The organism is uncultured Stenotrophomonas sp. (assembly GCF_963519125.1).
Taxonomy (GTDB): Bacteria; Pseudomonadota; Gammaproteobacteria; order Xanthomonadales; family Xanthomonadaceae; genus Stenotrophomonas.
On the sequence record NZ_CAUQLJ010000002.1, the window covers coordinates 279,958 to 293,152 of the forward strand.

General features: G+C 62.1%; 16 protein-coding genes and 1 other RNA gene. 9 read left to right on the plus strand and 8 right to left on the minus strand.

The genetic code is table 11. The features are described 5' to 3' along the window. Positions 1-69 precede the first annotated feature (69 nt). Together RYM47_RS02775 and RYM47_RS02780 are read left to right on the plus strand one after the other, a co-directional pair. The gene (locus tag RYM47_RS02775; RefSeq protein ID WP_311183938.1) at positions 70-1,212 is read left to right on the plus strand and encodes a PAS domain S-box protein; all 1,143 of its coding nucleotides are present in this window, start codon (positions 70-72) and stop codon (positions 1,210-1,212) included. 1 nt (position 1,213) lies between these two features. After that, complete coding sequence (locus RYM47_RS02780; RefSeq protein ID WP_311183937.1) at positions 1,214-1,564, plus strand: response regulator; 351 nt, start codon at positions 1,214-1,216, stop codon at positions 1,562-1,564. A 42-nt stretch (positions 1,565-1,606) separates the two neighbouring features. On the opposite strand, the gene RYM47_RS02785 is transcribed toward RYM47_RS02780, so the two are convergent. Continuing rightward, positions 1,607-2,041, minus strand: coding sequence for a hypothetical protein (locus RYM47_RS02785; protein ID WP_315385916.1), 435 nt, complete (start codon positions 2,039-2,041; stop codon positions 1,607-1,609). 142 nt (positions 2,042-2,183) lie between these two features. Continuing rightward, positions 2,184-2,480 (minus strand): transcriptional regulator, encoded by a 297-nt coding sequence (locus RYM47_RS02790; protein WP_311184639.1) that lies wholly within the window; start codon positions 2,478-2,480, stop codon positions 2,184-2,186. A gap of 130 nt (positions 2,481-2,610) precedes the next feature. On the opposite strand from RYM47_RS02790, the gene RYM47_RS02795 reads away from it, so the two are divergent. The 3 genes from RYM47_RS02795 (at position 2,611) to RYM47_RS02805 (ending at position 4,114) form a co-directional block, all read left to right on the plus strand. Next, positions 2,611-3,387 carry a hypothetical protein gene (locus RYM47_RS02795; RefSeq protein WP_315385917.1) on the plus strand — a complete coding sequence of 259 codons (777 nt, stop codon included), beginning with the start codon at positions 2,611-2,613 and terminating at the stop codon, positions 3,385-3,387. A 71-nt stretch (positions 3,388-3,458) separates the two neighbouring features. Then, the gene (locus tag RYM47_RS02800) at positions 3,459-3,773 is read left to right on the plus strand and encodes a hypothetical protein (protein WP_311183934.1); all 315 of its coding nucleotides are present in this window, start codon (positions 3,459-3,461) and stop codon (positions 3,771-3,773) included. Next, positions 3,770-4,114: a hypothetical protein gene (locus RYM47_RS02805; protein ID WP_311183933.1), complete on the plus strand. Its 345-nt coding sequence runs from the start codon at positions 3,770-3,772 to the stop codon at positions 4,112-4,114. The genes RYM47_RS02800 and RYM47_RS02805 overlap by 4 nt, the downstream gene beginning before the upstream one ends. A 58-nt stretch (positions 4,115-4,172) precedes the next feature. On the opposite strand, the gene RYM47_RS02810 is transcribed toward RYM47_RS02805, so the two are convergent. Beyond that, positions 4,173-4,505 carry a GrlR family regulatory protein gene (locus RYM47_RS02810; RefSeq protein WP_311183932.1) on the minus strand — a complete coding sequence of 111 codons (333 nt, stop codon included), beginning with the start codon at positions 4,503-4,505 and terminating at the stop codon, positions 4,173-4,175. A 173-nt stretch (positions 4,506-4,678) separates the two neighbouring features. Here RYM47_RS02810 and RYM47_RS02815 point away from each other — a divergent pair, with 173 nt between their 5' ends. Next, positions 4,679-5,701 carry a toll/interleukin-1 receptor domain-containing protein gene (locus RYM47_RS02815; protein WP_311183931.1) on the plus strand — a complete coding sequence of 341 codons (1,023 nt, stop codon included), beginning with the start codon at positions 4,679-4,681 and terminating at the stop codon, positions 5,699-5,701. A 929-nt stretch (positions 5,702-6,630) separates the two neighbouring features. Continuing rightward, positions 6,631-7,563: a hypothetical protein gene (locus RYM47_RS02820; RefSeq protein ID WP_311183930.1), complete on the plus strand. Its 933-nt coding sequence runs from the start codon at positions 6,631-6,633 to the stop codon at positions 7,561-7,563. Positions 7,564-8,023: 460 nt separating this feature from the next. Here RYM47_RS02820 and RYM47_RS02825 read toward each other — a convergent pair whose 3' ends face one another. Beyond that, a complete protein-coding gene (locus tag RYM47_RS02825) occupies positions 8,024-8,812 on the minus strand; it encodes an isocitrate lyase/phosphoenolpyruvate mutase family protein (RefSeq protein ID WP_315385918.1) in 789 nt (262 codons plus the stop codon). 336 nt (positions 8,813-9,148) lie between these two features. Continuing rightward, positions 9,149-9,466 carry a multidrug efflux SMR transporter gene (locus tag RYM47_RS02830; RefSeq protein WP_315385919.1) on the minus strand — a complete coding sequence of 106 codons (318 nt, stop codon included), beginning with the start codon at positions 9,464-9,466 and terminating at the stop codon, positions 9,149-9,151. A 281-nt stretch (positions 9,467-9,747) separates the two neighbouring features. Here RYM47_RS02830 and ffs point away from each other — a divergent pair. Further along, positions 9,748-9,844, plus strand: an RNA gene (gene ffs / locus RYM47_RS02835) — signal recognition particle sRNA small type. A gap of 23 nt (positions 9,845-9,867) precedes the next feature. Here the strand turns inward: ffs and RYM47_RS02840 are convergent. Both RYM47_RS02840 and RYM47_RS02845 read right to left on the minus strand, forming a co-directional pair. Then, positions 9,868-10,623, minus strand: coding sequence for an MBL fold metallo-hydrolase (locus RYM47_RS02840; RefSeq protein WP_315385920.1), 756 nt, complete (start codon positions 10,621-10,623; stop codon positions 9,868-9,870). After that, positions 10,623-11,372: a 3-deoxy-D-manno-octulosonic acid kinase gene (locus RYM47_RS02845; RefSeq protein ID WP_315385922.1), complete on the minus strand. Its 750-nt coding sequence runs from the start codon at positions 11,370-11,372 to the stop codon at positions 10,623-10,625. The genes RYM47_RS02840 and RYM47_RS02845 overlap by 1 nt, the downstream gene beginning before the upstream one ends. Positions 11,373-11,393: 21 nt before the next feature. On the opposite strand from RYM47_RS02845, the gene RYM47_RS02850 reads away from it, so the two are divergent. Then, entirely contained in the window at positions 11,394-12,443 is a 1,050-nt protein-coding gene (locus RYM47_RS02850; RefSeq protein ID WP_315385923.1) for a glycosyltransferase family 9 protein, read from the plus strand. Positions 12,444-12,488: 45 nt separating this feature from the next. On the opposite strand, the gene RYM47_RS02855 is transcribed toward RYM47_RS02850, so the two are convergent. Next, the gene (locus tag RYM47_RS02855; RefSeq protein ID WP_315385924.1) at positions 12,489-12,884 is read right to left on the minus strand and encodes a DUF6165 family protein; all 396 of its coding nucleotides are present in this window, start codon (positions 12,882-12,884) and stop codon (positions 12,489-12,491) included. Between the last annotated feature and the right edge of the window lie 311 nt (positions 12,885-13,195).

Here is a 13,195-nt window from a genome sequence, read left to right on the forward strand (position 1 = left end):
GTCAAACCTGCTTCTTTACGAATTTTTTACAAGTCGGCCACTACCTTGGCGGCAACCCGAGGATGTCCAGTGACCCCACGTTCGACCACGCCACACGGCCTCAACGACGAATCGCGCCAGTTTTCGCTGTTGGTGAACTCTGTCACAGATTACGCGATCTACATGCTCGACCCGGAGGGGGTCATTCGCACTTGGAATCCAGGCGGGCAGCGCATCAAGGGCTACCTCGCCGAGGAGGTCATAGGGACCAACTTTGCACGGTTTTATCTCCCCGAGGAGGTCGAGGCAGGCCTGCCGCAGCGAAACCTGCAAACCGCTGCAACCGAGGGTCGCTATGTCGATGAGGGGTGGCGCTTAAGGCAGGACGGGACCCGATTCCGGGCCAGTGTCGTGATTGACCCCATTTATGAAAATGGCGAATTGTTGGGTTTCGCCAAGATCACGCGCGACATCACCGAGCGGCACACGGCCCAGGAGCAGCTTGAGGAGGCGCAGCAGAGCCTGCTGCAGGCCCAGAAGATGGAGGCGATCGGCAAGTTCACCTTGGGCCTGGCCCACGACTTCAACAACCTGCTGACCATCATCGCTAACTGCCTTGATCTGCTCAGCCTTCGCGTCAAGGACGGCGCGTTGGCCACTTTGGTGGACACCGCGCAGCGGGCCATTGAACGCGGTGCCCTGCTGACCCGGCAGTTGCTGACCTTCGGCCGCGGCCAAGCGCTGGCGCCCGAGGAATTGACGCTGGCGGGTCTGTTGGAGGACATCCAGCCGCTCCTCCAGCGGGCAGCAGGCGGGAACATTCGGCTGTCCGCAGCCGTCCCCGCTTCTCTTCCCGCCCTAGAGTTGGATCGGTCGCAGTTGGAGGCGGCGATTCTTAATCTGGTGTGCAACAGCCGGGACGCGCTCCCCCACGGCGGGAACATCGAGATCACAGCGTCTGCGCAGCAGCTACGGGATCCGTCTCGACCGGATTCGGCGCTTCAGACCTACGTCTGCGTGGCCGTTACAGACAATGGGGAAGGCATTTCCCTGGCCGACCAAGCTCGCGTGTTTGAGCCGTTCTTCACTACCAAGCCCGTCGGGCGTGGCAGTGGTCTCGGGCTCAGCCAAGTGTTCGGCTTCACATCCCACTCCAAGGGCTTCACCCAGCTCGCCAGCACGCCAGGCCAAGGCACGCAGGTCACGTTGTGCTTCCCGGCTCAAGAGGTCTGAAATGGCTATTAATGTTCTCTTTGTAGAAGACGAGGACGACCTGAGGTCGGTTGTTGTGGAAGCCCTCGCGGGCCAGGGCTTCGCCGTTACCGCAGCCAGCAATGGGGTCGAAGCGATCGCAAAGCTCCGAAGCGAGACCCGATACGAGGTCGTCGTGACCGACGTTTGCATGCCTGAAGGCGTCTCTGGTCTTGAGGTGGCCGCCGAGGTCGTGAATACCCAGCCACAAGCCCGCGTGCTGGTGGTCTCTGGCTTCCAAAAGGCGCAGCTCCCCCCCATCCCGCCAGGCGTGCGCTACCTTCCCAAGCCCTATCGCTTTACCCAGCTCATCCGTGCTATACGGGAAGAATGAGCAGGTGCAGGCGCGGCCGGCCCGTCCTGCAAAGGTTAATTCCTAACCGGTCGGGCGCTCCAGGCCATCCTCGACGTCAACGATGCGGACATACGTCTCGACCATCGATTCGCTGAGCTCCACTCCGCAGCGAAACCCATTCATAAGGGCCCCGACCAAGTAGCGGTGAATGTCGCTGCGACCAACCTCCACGTGGGATTCGTCATCGCGATTGACGTGCTTGACCGAATTGCGAAGGCCAACCATGTCGTCCTCGATTTCACGGTAGCGCAGGTCTGGGCGAGTCGTCAGTTGCCTCGCATATTGCAGCATGTGCTCACCCACGGCAGGGGTGTCGTTGGTCGCGGGGAGGCACCGAAACATGTCTTCCGCTGTCCCTGCCAAGAGCACGACGCTCGCCGGGTGGGCATCTGCGAGATACAGCTCACAAGCCGCCTGCAAGTGACCGATAGCCATTTGTAGCTTGGTAAGGCGCATGGGCTGCCAGTGGAAGGTGAGAGCGAAATCATACCCGGACCGCCTTTCGCCCGACATTCATGCGGCGCTTGCACACCGATTTCGGCTGATCAAAAAGTCTGAAGCGCAGGACGCGTGTCGCGAGCAGGCTGGGAAGGCAAGACTACTGCGCTTGGCTCAACTGCTTTGCTAACTCAACGCGCTGGCTGGCCGTGAGCTTGGAGAGCGCCAGCACGACGGCGGCCGTCGCTTCGTCTTCGGCGACCAGATAAGCCATTGGGACACCAAGCACGCCCGCCAACTTCCCCAGCCCGTCCAGGTCGATGCCACTGACCTCGGTCTCGTAGCGATTGACCCGGCTGCTGGCCAGCTTCTTATCGAGGCCCATCAAAACCCCCAGCGCTCGCTGACTGGCGATGCCGCGCAGTTCTCGGGCCTGTTTGAGGCGGGCGGCGAACAGGGAACGGGCGGCGGTGCTGGGCAAGTGAACGGATGTTGAAAACTCGGGTGGACAGCATGACGTGGTCCCTCAATGCATGGCAGACTCTTCATGAAATGTAGCACCCTCCCGACCAACCACAGGGGTTTTCATGAAGAAGATCGAGACACGGATCGCCACCGCCCTCGCGGCCGCACTGCTGCTGACCGCCCAAGGGGCAGCCGCGCAGAGCCACCCCGAGCAGGAAGAAAGGCCCAACAAACCGGGATTCTTTCGGCAGCTGGGCAGCAGCCTGAAAGACGCTGGGCAGCAGATGGTGGGGGTCAAACCGACCCAAGGTGGGGCCAACGCGAGTGCGGATGGCGGGGCCATCTACGTGGCCGTCAGCGGCGCGGGGAAGCTGCCTGGTCTGTTTAAGCAGGACAACCACCAGCAAGCCCAACTTGGGAAGCTCGACTGGCCTCGGGTGGCACTGACCTACACCGAATGGGGCACGACCCTTCCTTGTTGGACCGTCGAGGCGAGGATCTGGACCAGCGCCAGCGCCTCCACGACGGAGACCTTCCGCACCTGCGCCAATGCCGCCTTGACCGAGACGGACGACTTGGGCGACTCCGCCGAGCTGAACACCTCGGCCCTCTGGAAGGGCCGGGACACGTTGATGGGGGTTCGCGTGCCTCCCAGTAAGCCCAACACCGGGGCAACCCGCTCCTCTGGCCCCACCCCGCCCAGCCAACCGTTCGTGGTCAACGTCTCCCGACCTGGCGTGTCCGACAAGGCTGTCCAGGTGGCGCTGCGCGTGGCGTGGGTCAGCGGCTTTATCCAAACCGCCGACATCTACCCCGGCGCTTCTGGGCTCCTGACCCCCTTCAAGGACGGTCGCATGTGGATTGCGGGCTTCAAGCCTGAAGGAAACCGGGACCGGTAAACCGGCCCACCGGTTCGTTTATTCCCTAGGGCGGCCCACCGCCGCCCCTGCTCAACTCTCAAGGAATGACTATGAAAGCACCGAAGATTGCCTTCGCCGGCTTGGCGACCGCGTTTGCACTGACTGCCTGCGGCGGCCCGCCTTCCAGCAGCGATGCCGAAAAGGCATTGGCCTCCCTTCTTACCCAGAGCGGAGCCGGTCAGATCACCAACATCCAAGACTTCCAGCTCACCGGGTGCGTGGAGGCCCAGGACACGGCGGGCTATCGGTGCGACACCACGGGGAAGGTGACCATCGACATTGGCGGCCAGCAGGTGCCTGTCCCGGTCAGCAAAAATCTTCGGTATGCCAAGGAGTCGGGAACCTGGAAGGCCTACGCCAAATGAGTGCTCCGCCGCCTCCCCTTTCCGGCCAACCGGCGCCCGTCGACCGCAAGTTGATGACCCCCAGGGACCGGTTCTTCTGGTGGTATTCGGGTGCCCTGCTTCTCACTGGACCTTTCGGGTTCGTCGTCGGGCCGCTCTTGGCGCGACGCGCAACCCGGAAGGCGGCGCTTCGCTATCCGGTCGAGGCCCGAGCAGCTCAGGCACGCGATGTGGGCTTTACGTGGTGGCAGTGGTGGATCATGACGCCGCTGACGCTGATGGGCGCTTTCTGGGTGTTTGGACTTTTGAGTGGGTTGCCAATGTTCCTTTTCGTGCTTTACGCACACCTGACGCAGGCCTAAAAGCATTCGCAGAATCAAAAAAGGCCCCCTAGTTGGGGGCCTTCTTGTTGGGGGTCTGTCAGGCCGCAGGGCCCAGATAGCGTCCTTCTGCTGTCAACGTAGCTTCTGAGTGCCCAACGATGCTGCCCTCAGCGATGAAGCCAGATGCCGTTGCGATTCCTTGAAAATCGAGCTCGAACTGGTCGAGTCCACCGAACACAGATTCAGAGGCCGGATCCCAGCGCTTGATGGTCAGCTTGGCTGTAAAACCAGCGCCACTGCCCTGCTTAAACCCTGAATACGTGTAGCCAGAGTCGCCACCATTGACGCCCTCCCCCTTGAATACAGCGATACCCTCACCCACGCCCTGCATGTTCGACGAGAAACGCACGTGGTAAATGCCGTCTTTCATTGTCACACCTCCACTGGGTTGGAGACCCATTAGATCACCCCTTGGTCTCACCTAACGCGACGCCTAAAAGCGACATTCAGGGATGGGGTGGCACGTTTTGTGCCATGAACCAGAATCGCCTACATTTGGATAGAATCTAGCCCACGAAACTACGCCCCAGCGCCCTAAGGAGCATGATCTTGCCCAGCGTCTTCTTTTCCTATTGCCACGCAGACGAAGAACTCCGCGACCAGCTCGAAAAGCAGCTAGCAATGCTTAAGCATCAGGGGACTATCGAAACGTGGCACGACCGCAGGATCGTTGCCGGCCAGGAGATCGATAAGACGATTGATGAGCACATCAACTCCGATGACATCATTCTTCTGCTGGTCAGTCCCGACTTCCTTGCCTCTCCTTACTGCTATGACCGGGAAATGAAGCGTGCGCTGGAGAGGCACGACTCGGGCGAAGCAATCGTCATCCCTGTCATCTTGCGGGCCTGCGAATGGCATCACGCCCCCTTTGGGAAGCTTATGGCTACCCCAACCGATGGCAAGCCCGTAAAGCAATGGGCTGATCTGGACGAAGCTTTCTTGCAAGTGGCCAAGGCCGTTCGCGCTGCTGCGGCTGAGCATGCACGAAAGATAGGCGTAACCGAAGCGGATCGGGTGCCCGCCTCATCTTCGCCGCTGCTTGCCCGTCCCACCATGCCAACCGAAGCTGCCAACCGCAGTCCCGAAGCGACCTCAGGACCGCGCTCCAGCAATCTGCGATTGGCTAAAGCTTTCACGCAGCGTGACAAGGACCACTTCAAAGCGGAGACCTTTGAATACATAGCCAAGCACTTTGAGAATTCCCTGAGCGAACTCCAACGGCGCAATCCAGGCTATGAAGGCACGTTCCGGCGCGTGGACGCTAATCGATTCTTTGCCACCATCTACGAAGACGGGCACGACGTTGCTCGAGCAACCGTCTACCTTGGCGGGATGCTCGGAGGCATTCACTACATGCAAGGCGAGACGCTTGACAGCAACTCCTACAACGAGGCCCTCACGGTTGGTCATGATGACCAATCGTTATTCCTTACTAGCATGGGGATGTCGGCGTTCGGCTCCAATCGCGATCAAAAACTTACCCAGGAAGGCGCGGCAGAGCTTCTCTGGGAGCAACTGATCGCGCCACTTCAAAGCTCTAGCAATCATCCCAGGAGGCGCTGAAGTGATTACGACAGGCGAGTTTCACGTGGCAAGTGCAAGCTCCTGCACTCCGCTTTCGCTGCTCCTCCCCAGAAGGCACTTGGACGAACCATTGCTCATCGGGAACTCGCCGAGCGGGAAGAGCGCCTGCCTCGTGTTGAGCGGACACCGTCAATTCTCCTGGTTTGAATCGGAGGGTGCGGATGGATGGATCGGATTAGCGTATCCCTCGGTGCGCATCGAGATGGATGAGACCAGTGTCTTCAGCCCCGACTACACACAAGTCGCCTTGGGCAACCTGATACAAAAGGGGACTTGCTTGGCGGTCTGCGCCAAATCCCATGAGTTTCGAGGCCAGAACTTCGTAATCGTGGAGGACAACCTTCCTTCTACAGGGGAGATTTCCGTCGGTTTCACTCGATGGCAGGTCGTTCTTGGCCATGGGCCCGAGAAAAACGTATTGTTCAAGATTGGACCGTCAGCCGATGCTGACCTTCCCAAAGCGCCTTAGGCACGTGGAACGAATCTCTCCCCGGCACTACCCGCGCGTCGCCTAGCGCTAGCTGATGACCCATCGGACGGCACATCCTGCTGGGCCGCGCCGCCTCGGCATTCCTCGGACTTTTCGGACTCGTCGTCGGGCCGGTCGTGGTCCCACGCGTAACGTGGAGGGCAGCTTTGCGGTATCCGTTTGAGGAGCGCGGCTTAGGGCAGGGGCACTAGTTCACTTGGTGGAAGTGGTGGACCATGACGTTATTGAGTCTGATAGGCGCCTCCTGGGTGTTTGGCCTGCTGAGTGGGTTGCCAATGCTTCCATATGTCCTCCACACAAAGCTCTCAGGATAGACCTCCCACATCTCGCAACAGGCACAATGGCCGCTCGCTGCTATGATCGAGCTGCAAGTTGAAAAACCAACTTCCACTCTACTTTCAAGATAAGGAATATGGCCATGGATGATCTTTGGGAAGTATCTGTAGTAGTCGGAATCAGAGATACGCAATGGGTGCTAACTAAAGACACCATTCCCGATCCAACATTCAATCTTGCGGGCAACGCTGAAGGCAGAGCCGGCGATATAGCTACGGCATTAAACGGCAGGTTTTTCCTCTTTGAAGCGAAGTCCCAGAGGAGCGAGTTCTCATCAGAGTGGCGACCAAGAAAGCGGGGGAAGGACAAGATTCGGCGGGCCAAGTATGCGTATGAGAAGCTAATAAAGACGGCCACCGAAGTTGATCACAGCCAGCCGCTATCACAACAAAATGCGTTTAACATGCTGCTTCGCTCATCACTCTGCCACTATTTCGCGTATTGGCAGGACAAGGACAAAGATAGCGCAATCGAATCAATCTGCTTGTCCCCCTATTTCATCGAAACAGCGCTCGGATCTTTATCCAGACTCACAGACCCATCCACCATTAAAAAGACAGCGGGTTGCTTTGATTTGACAATAGCCGATGGCAATCCGTGCGCGGCCTTTACCTTGGCTTATGCCTTTGAGAAAAGGCTAGGCGTGCGAACGCAGCAGAGCACTGATTGGTTCGAAATAGGTCTCGGACCTGAAGAATTCCAAAACTATCTTAACTTCCTTTGCGAGGACAGCGAAGGCGGCACCGAGCCGCTCAACCTTATAGCTTTCTCCACAACAGGTTTTATGAGGATCGCAAAAACCGTTGCTGATTTGAGCTCGATAGCCATGAGCCTATCTCTAACGCCCGAGCCAAACACCAAGCCAACCCCACCCCTGCAACGTTGGGCAAAGTGTCAGAGCGACGTTCTCGCGCTAACGCCCCAGCCAGACCAGAAGCTACAAACGAGTCACCCCGTTAAAGCCTACACCCCATCAACGACGCAGGTTGGCCCGAACAAATGCGGACCCAAGTGAGCTGATCTTTATCCCAGGAAAAAACCTCCTCGAATAGTTCGACAATGTTGTCGTCAATGGGTGCGTCAGAAGAATTAGCGAGCTTTAGCACGTCGCCGCCCGCCTGCTCATTACAAGACTCCACGTGTGCTCTCCCATCAAAGGCCAACTACATTCATAGCAAGGATTCACTTGAAGTCAAATCCATGGTGACATGCTGGACCTTTGAGATACCGCGGACAGAACCTGTTCGTCTACAATCATGGGACACAACACAGGACACTTGTCCGGTTTGCGATCTGCTGCAGGGTCAAGAGGTTAGGTTCGGGTCGATCCGATCCCCCTCTCTCCGCCAGACAAACGCAAAAGGCCGCCCCATGGGGCGGCCTTTTGCGTTTGTCTGGCGGAGAGTCGGGGGACGAGAAGCACCGGACGGGGGTTCGACGGATGACACGCATGGCGCGTCAGCGGGCAAAGCGCATCACGCAAACAGCCTGTTCAACTCCCCATACCCCGGCGCCCCCTCCGGCCACGCCAGCGCCCCACCCAACATCGCCTCCGTCGCACCCGCCAACGCGGCCCACGCATGCACATACAACGCAGGCCCCGCACTCAACCTGCGCACGCCAGCAGCGACAAGATCCGCATGCCCAGCCAACCCCGGCAACCACATCACGTTGAGCGGCAGTGACACCGCATCGGCAATCGCACGCATCTCTGCAGGCTGCACCACGCACGGCACGAAAGCCCCACTCGCCCCAGCGGCGGCGTAGGCCTGCATCCGCTCCAGGCTCATCCGCACGGCAGCGTCGCCCTCCGCCATGCCACGCAGGTACACGTCGGTGCGCGCATTGATGAAGAGCGGGCGGCCCGCCAACGCGCGGCGGATGGCGATGATCTTGTCGACCAACAACCCCGGCGCCCCCGCACCGTCTTCAAGATTGATACCCACCACGCCCAGCTCCACCAGCTTCGACGCCAGCGCCGCGACCTGCTCGGGGTCATCGCTGTACCCATTCTCGATATCCACCGTAATCGGGATCGACGTGGCCCGCACGATCTCGCTCACACGTTGCAGCAGCGCCGCCTCCGGCAAGGCGCTGCCGTCCGGGTAGCCGCAGGACCAGGCCATGGCAGCGCTGGTCGTACCTACCGCCTGCGCGCCCTTTTCCTGGGCAAGGCGGGCACTGCCAGCGTCCCAGGCATTGGGCAGGATCAGCAGCTCGCTGGCGGTGTGCAGTGCTTCGAAACGCGCGTGAAGATCGTTCATCGGGGCAGCTCCGGGCGGAAAGCGCGAGTGTGCACTTTCCGGAGGCAGGTTGCTGGCCGTATTCGGACGTTGATGGGATCCCAGGCGCCGGCGAGTGAAGCTGCGGAAGATGATCCGACAGCCATGCGGCGATGGCGGACAACCCCAGGTCGATCGACCTCAGCGTTACGAGCAATTCGCTCATGGCGAGGGCCGCGCGCCGGTGCGAGTGACGCATGACCAGAGACGGAGGCGCGTCTTCGTTTGGAGGTCATGCGTTAAAGAACGCAGCACCGCTATCGGCGGTCGTTTGGGAACCGACCCTCCCCGTTTTCGCTCGGTTTTTTCAGCGTTGTATCAGCTGCTCGACACCTTCATCAGCACCAGCCCGCTGACGATCAGCACGGCTGCGCCGATCCGAAGGGCGCTGACCTGCTCGCCGAGGAAGACGATGCCGACGATGAAGGCACCGACGGCGCCGATGCCGGTCCAGATCGTGTAAGCGGTGCCGAGCGGCAGGCTGCGCATGGCCAGGGCGAGCAGCCAGAAGCTGGCGGCCATGGCGGCGAAGGTGATCAGGGACGGGGTGAGCCGGGTGAAGCCCTCGGATTGCTTCATCGAGAACGCCCAGACGATTTCCAGTACACCGGCAACGAGTAGATAGATCCAGGCCATGGGGCCCTCCTTAAGGGGCCAGGTCGTCCTGGTGATTGTCGCCCGATGTGGGGGAGGCCGTCCTCCTGGGTTTACGTGCAGCGGGGCAGAGCCCCGCTCTACGTGTGGGGAGGATTCTAGCAATGGGGGTGGTTGGGGGGCGTTCTGGAGGTGGGTTGGGATACGGGGCATTCAGGCCGTGCGTGGGACACGCGTGGCGTGTCGCTACGCAGGTTCTAGTCGGGGCGGGTTTGCTGATACACTATTGGACTGCACTTCGGTGCAACGTCTCTATGGCGGCCCCGTCGGCCCCTCGCGACGCTAGGTCGAAAATCCCGCCAGGGCCGGAAGGCAGCAACGGTATCGATCGACGCGGGCGCCGAGGTCAGCCGGCGGGGCCGTCACCCGTTTCGGGGTACCGGTTACGCGGTCGGGGTCGGCGCGGTTGGCGTCGCCAACACGACGCATTCGCCCGGCACTGCCACGCGATGCCCGCGCGCGCGCAGTGCGTCGCCATCGGGCTCGCTGGCATAGTGATAGAGCATCATGCGCGCCTGCAACTCGGGCGAGTACTCGCGCTCCAGATCATCCACGCCGGTATGCGACGGGTTGCCGTGCAGGCCACAGTCGTGCGCGATCAGTTCATTGTCGGCCGCATAGCGCGCCAGCATTTCCGGAATCGGGCGGGTGTCGCCGCTCCACACCAGTGCGCCCTGCAGGCGCAGGCCGTAGGCGGTCTCCGGCCAGTGGTGGCGCACGGGGAACACTTCCAGGCGCACGCCGTCGTGCCAGAACGCGTCGCCGACCACGATCAGCTGGAACGCATCCCAGAAGTTGGCGCCCCCTTCGGCCAGCACGTTCGGGTAGTCGGCCACGCGCCGGTGCAGCAGCGGCACTACGGTCGCCGGTACGTACACGCGGATGCGGCCGCGACGTTCCGGCGAAAAATACGCATCGACGAACAGCCGCTCGAAACCGGCCACGTGGTCCAGGTGCACATGGGTCACGAACAGGGCATCCGGCATGCGTCCGTACTGGGCCAGGAACGCAGTGAGCCCTTCGCCGCCACAGTCGATGGTCAGCCACGGCTGGCCGTCGCGCTCGATCACCGCCATGGGCGAACCGAGCTGCACGGCCGACGCGTTGCCGACCCCCATGAAACGCAGCGACCAGTCCATCAGTACCCCCGGTTCCAGGCCAGGTCGTAGGCGCGGCGCAGGCGCGCGAAGTCTTTTTCGACGTCTTCATGGCTGCGCTCGCCGCGCAGCTTGACCAGCGAACGATGCAGGCGCTTGAGGTTGCGCTCGCGCCAGGCGGTGGCCGGGATGCGCTGCACGCCGCGATCGAAGTCGATCAGCCAGCCATGGCCGTTGGCGTCGAACAGGATGTTGTGGGCATTGAGGTCGGCGTGGTCCAGGCCGGCGCGGTGGAAGCGCGCGATCAGCCGGCCGGTCTCTTCCCAGGGCGCGCCCCGTCCCGCCACCAGTGCGCGGTCGGCCAGCGAACGCACGCCTTCCAGGCGCTCCATCAGGATCGCGGCGCGGTAGCGCAGGCCGTCGCGCATGTAGAAGGCGGCGATGGGCTGCGGCACCGGCAGCTTGAGCGCGCGCAGCGCGCGCATCAGGCGGAACTCGGCGAAGCTGCGGGTTCGGTTGGCCCCGCGCCACAGGTACTGATCGTGGCTCAGCCTGGCCGCCATGCCGCCGCGCAGGTACTGGCGCAGCACGCAGTGCCCGAACGGCGCGTCCACGAAAAAGGCCCCGCCACGGCCGCCCTCACCCACCGGCCGCGCCCGCTCACCCCAGTGGGCAGGCGAGAACAGGCTCATGTCGGCTTGCCGCAGGCGTTCGCGGTCGAACAGAATGGCCCCCATGCCGCGTCCGTCGCGGCAGGGCGTCAGTGCTTCAGTGGCGTCGAATGCGACCATTCCTTCGAGTCTAACAACACCATGGCATCAGCGTCCTCTTCCTTGTGTCTTTTGCGTTTGTCCGCGCTGGGCGACGTCACCCACGTGGTGCCGCTGGTGCGGACCCTGCAGCAGGCACGGCCGGGCGTAGAGCTGCACTGGATCATCGACAAAGCCGGGCACAAGCTGCTCGACGGGCTGCCGGGCGTGGTCTTCCATGCCTACGACAAGAAGACCGGCCTGGCCGGCATGCGTGCGCTGCGCGCCGAGCTGCCCCCGGGCCGCTTCGAGGCACTGCTGCAGATGCAGGTGGCCTTCCGCGCCAATGTGCTCTCGGCCTTCGTGCCGGCGGTGCGCCGGATCGGCTACGACAAGGCACGCTCGAAGGACCTGCATGGGCTTTTCATCAACGAGCGCATTCCCGACCGCCCGGGCATCCATGTACTGGATGCGATCGGCAGCTTCGGCGAGCCGCTGGGCATCCGCCAGACTACCGTCAGCTGGGACCTGGCGGTGCCGCCGGCGGCGGTGGAATGGGCGCAGGCGCAGTGGCAGGACGATGGCCGGCCGGTGCTGATGATCTCGCCCTGCTCCAGCCACGTGCGCCGCAACTGGTACGCCGACCGCTATGCGGCAGTGGCCAACCATGCGGTGGCGCGCGGCTGGCGCGTGGTGCTGTGCGGTGGCCGCAGCGAGCTGGAGCGCGGCATGGCCGACGCCATCCAGGCCCAGCTGGAGACGCCGGCGCTGGATTTGGTGGGCAAGGACACGCTGAAGCAGCTGCCCGCCCTGCTCGCCCGCGCGGCGCTGGTGATGACCCCGGACTCGGGGCCGATGCACATCGCAAACGCGATGGGCGCCAAGGTGCTGGGCCTGCATGCGGCCAGCAACCCGCACCGCAGCGGACCCTACTCGGACCGCCGCTACTGCGCGGACCGCTACGACGACGCAGCGCGGAAGTTCCTGGGCAAGCCGGCCAGCGAACTCAAATGGGGCAGCAAGATCGAGTTCGACGACGTGATGCAGCTGATCACCGTGGAAGACGGCATTGCCGCCTTCGAGCGCTACGTAGCGGACCACGCTACCCGATAGCGTCGGCCGTTGGCCGACCCACGCGATGCCGGCACCGTCACGGCATCACTTGGCGTGCTTGTACGACTTCTCTTCGACGAACAGCGAACCCAGCGCGCTGTTGAGGTCTTTCTTGACGCGCGCACGCTCATCGTTGTTCAGGTAGACACTGCGTGCCAGCGCGACAAAGCCATCATCAAATTCCCCGGCCTGGTCCTTCAGGCGGATGTTGTCTTCGATATCCCAGAGCTTCTCATTGATGCCCTTGAGCTCCGCGCGCAGCTTGGCGATGTCCTTGGCCCCGGCCGGATGCGCCATCCAGGTCTTCTCCAGTGCACTCAGCTCGGCACGGATGTTGGCCAGTTTGGCCGGATCGCTGATGCGCTCGGACTTGATCTGCAGGATCGAGATCTTGTCGAGCAGCTCACCAAACGAGACGGGAACCGAAATTTCTGCGGTCATGGGGGCAGGCCGTTTATTGGAATGCAACCAGTCTACCGGGCAAATCAGCCACGCAGGGCGTGGCTCTACCGGGACAGCAGGCACGGAGTGCGTGCCCATCGCCGCAAAGCCCATAGCAACGATGTGCATCCGCGCACCCACCAAAGAAACAAGCCCCTCTGTTGAGGGGCTGCCCCGACAGGGGCGGGGAGAGGAAGCACGCGGGGGCAACGGCGCTAAGCGCCGTTGCAATCCCCCCCTCTCCGCGGGGGCGCCCCACCACAACACACCCACCCCCCGGGGGGTGGTGTGGTGGGGGGGGGGGGGGGGGG

Coding starts and splice junctions, on each gene's coding strand:
- RYM47_RS02805 (WP_311183933.1), top strand. CDS start 3,770: ATGAGTGCTCCGCCGCCTCCCCTTTCCGGCCAACCGGCGCCCGTCGAC.
- RYM47_RS02840 (WP_315385920.1), bottom strand. CDS start 10,623: ATGGACTGGTCGCTGCGTTTCATGGGGGTCGGCAACGCGTCGGCCGTG.
- RYM47_RS02825 (WP_315385918.1), bottom strand. CDS start 8,812: ATGAACGATCTTCACGCGCGTTTCGAAGCACTGCACACCGCCAGCGAG.
- RYM47_RS02820 (WP_311183930.1), top strand. CDS start 6,631: ATGGATGATCTTTGGGAAGTATCTGTAGTAGTCGGAATCAGAGATACG.
- RYM47_RS02850 (WP_315385923.1), top strand. CDS start 11,394: ATGGCATCAGCGTCCTCTTCCTTGTGTCTTTTGCGTTTGTCCGCGCTG.
- RYM47_RS02800 (WP_311183934.1), top strand. CDS start 3,459: ATGAAAGCACCGAAGATTGCCTTCGCCGGCTTGGCGACCGCGTTTGCA.
- RYM47_RS02855 (WP_315385924.1), bottom strand. CDS start 12,884: ATGACCGCAGAAATTTCGGTTCCCGTCTCGTTTGGTGAGCTGCTCGAC.
- RYM47_RS02780 (WP_311183937.1), top strand. CDS start 1,214: ATGGCTATTAATGTTCTCTTTGTAGAAGACGAGGACGACCTGAGGTCG.
- RYM47_RS02810 (WP_311183932.1), bottom strand. CDS start 4,505: ATGAAAGACGGCATTTACCACGTGCGTTTCTCGTCGAACATGCAGGGC.
- RYM47_RS02830 (WP_315385919.1), bottom strand. CDS start 9,466: ATGGCCTGGATCTATCTACTCGTTGCCGGTGTACTGGAAATCGTCTGG.
- RYM47_RS02785 (WP_315385916.1), bottom strand. CDS start 2,041: ATGCGCCTTACCAAGCTACAAATGGCTATCGGTCACTTGCAGGCGGCT.
- RYM47_RS02845 (WP_315385922.1), bottom strand. CDS start 11,372: ATGGTCGCATTCGACGCCACTGAAGCACTGACGCCCTGCCGCGACGGA.
- RYM47_RS02815 (WP_311183931.1), top strand. CDS start 4,679: ATGATCTTGCCCAGCGTCTTCTTTTCCTATTGCCACGCAGACGAAGAA.
- RYM47_RS02795 (WP_315385917.1), top strand. CDS start 2,611: ATGAAGAAGATCGAGACACGGATCGCCACCGCCCTCGCGGCCGCACTG.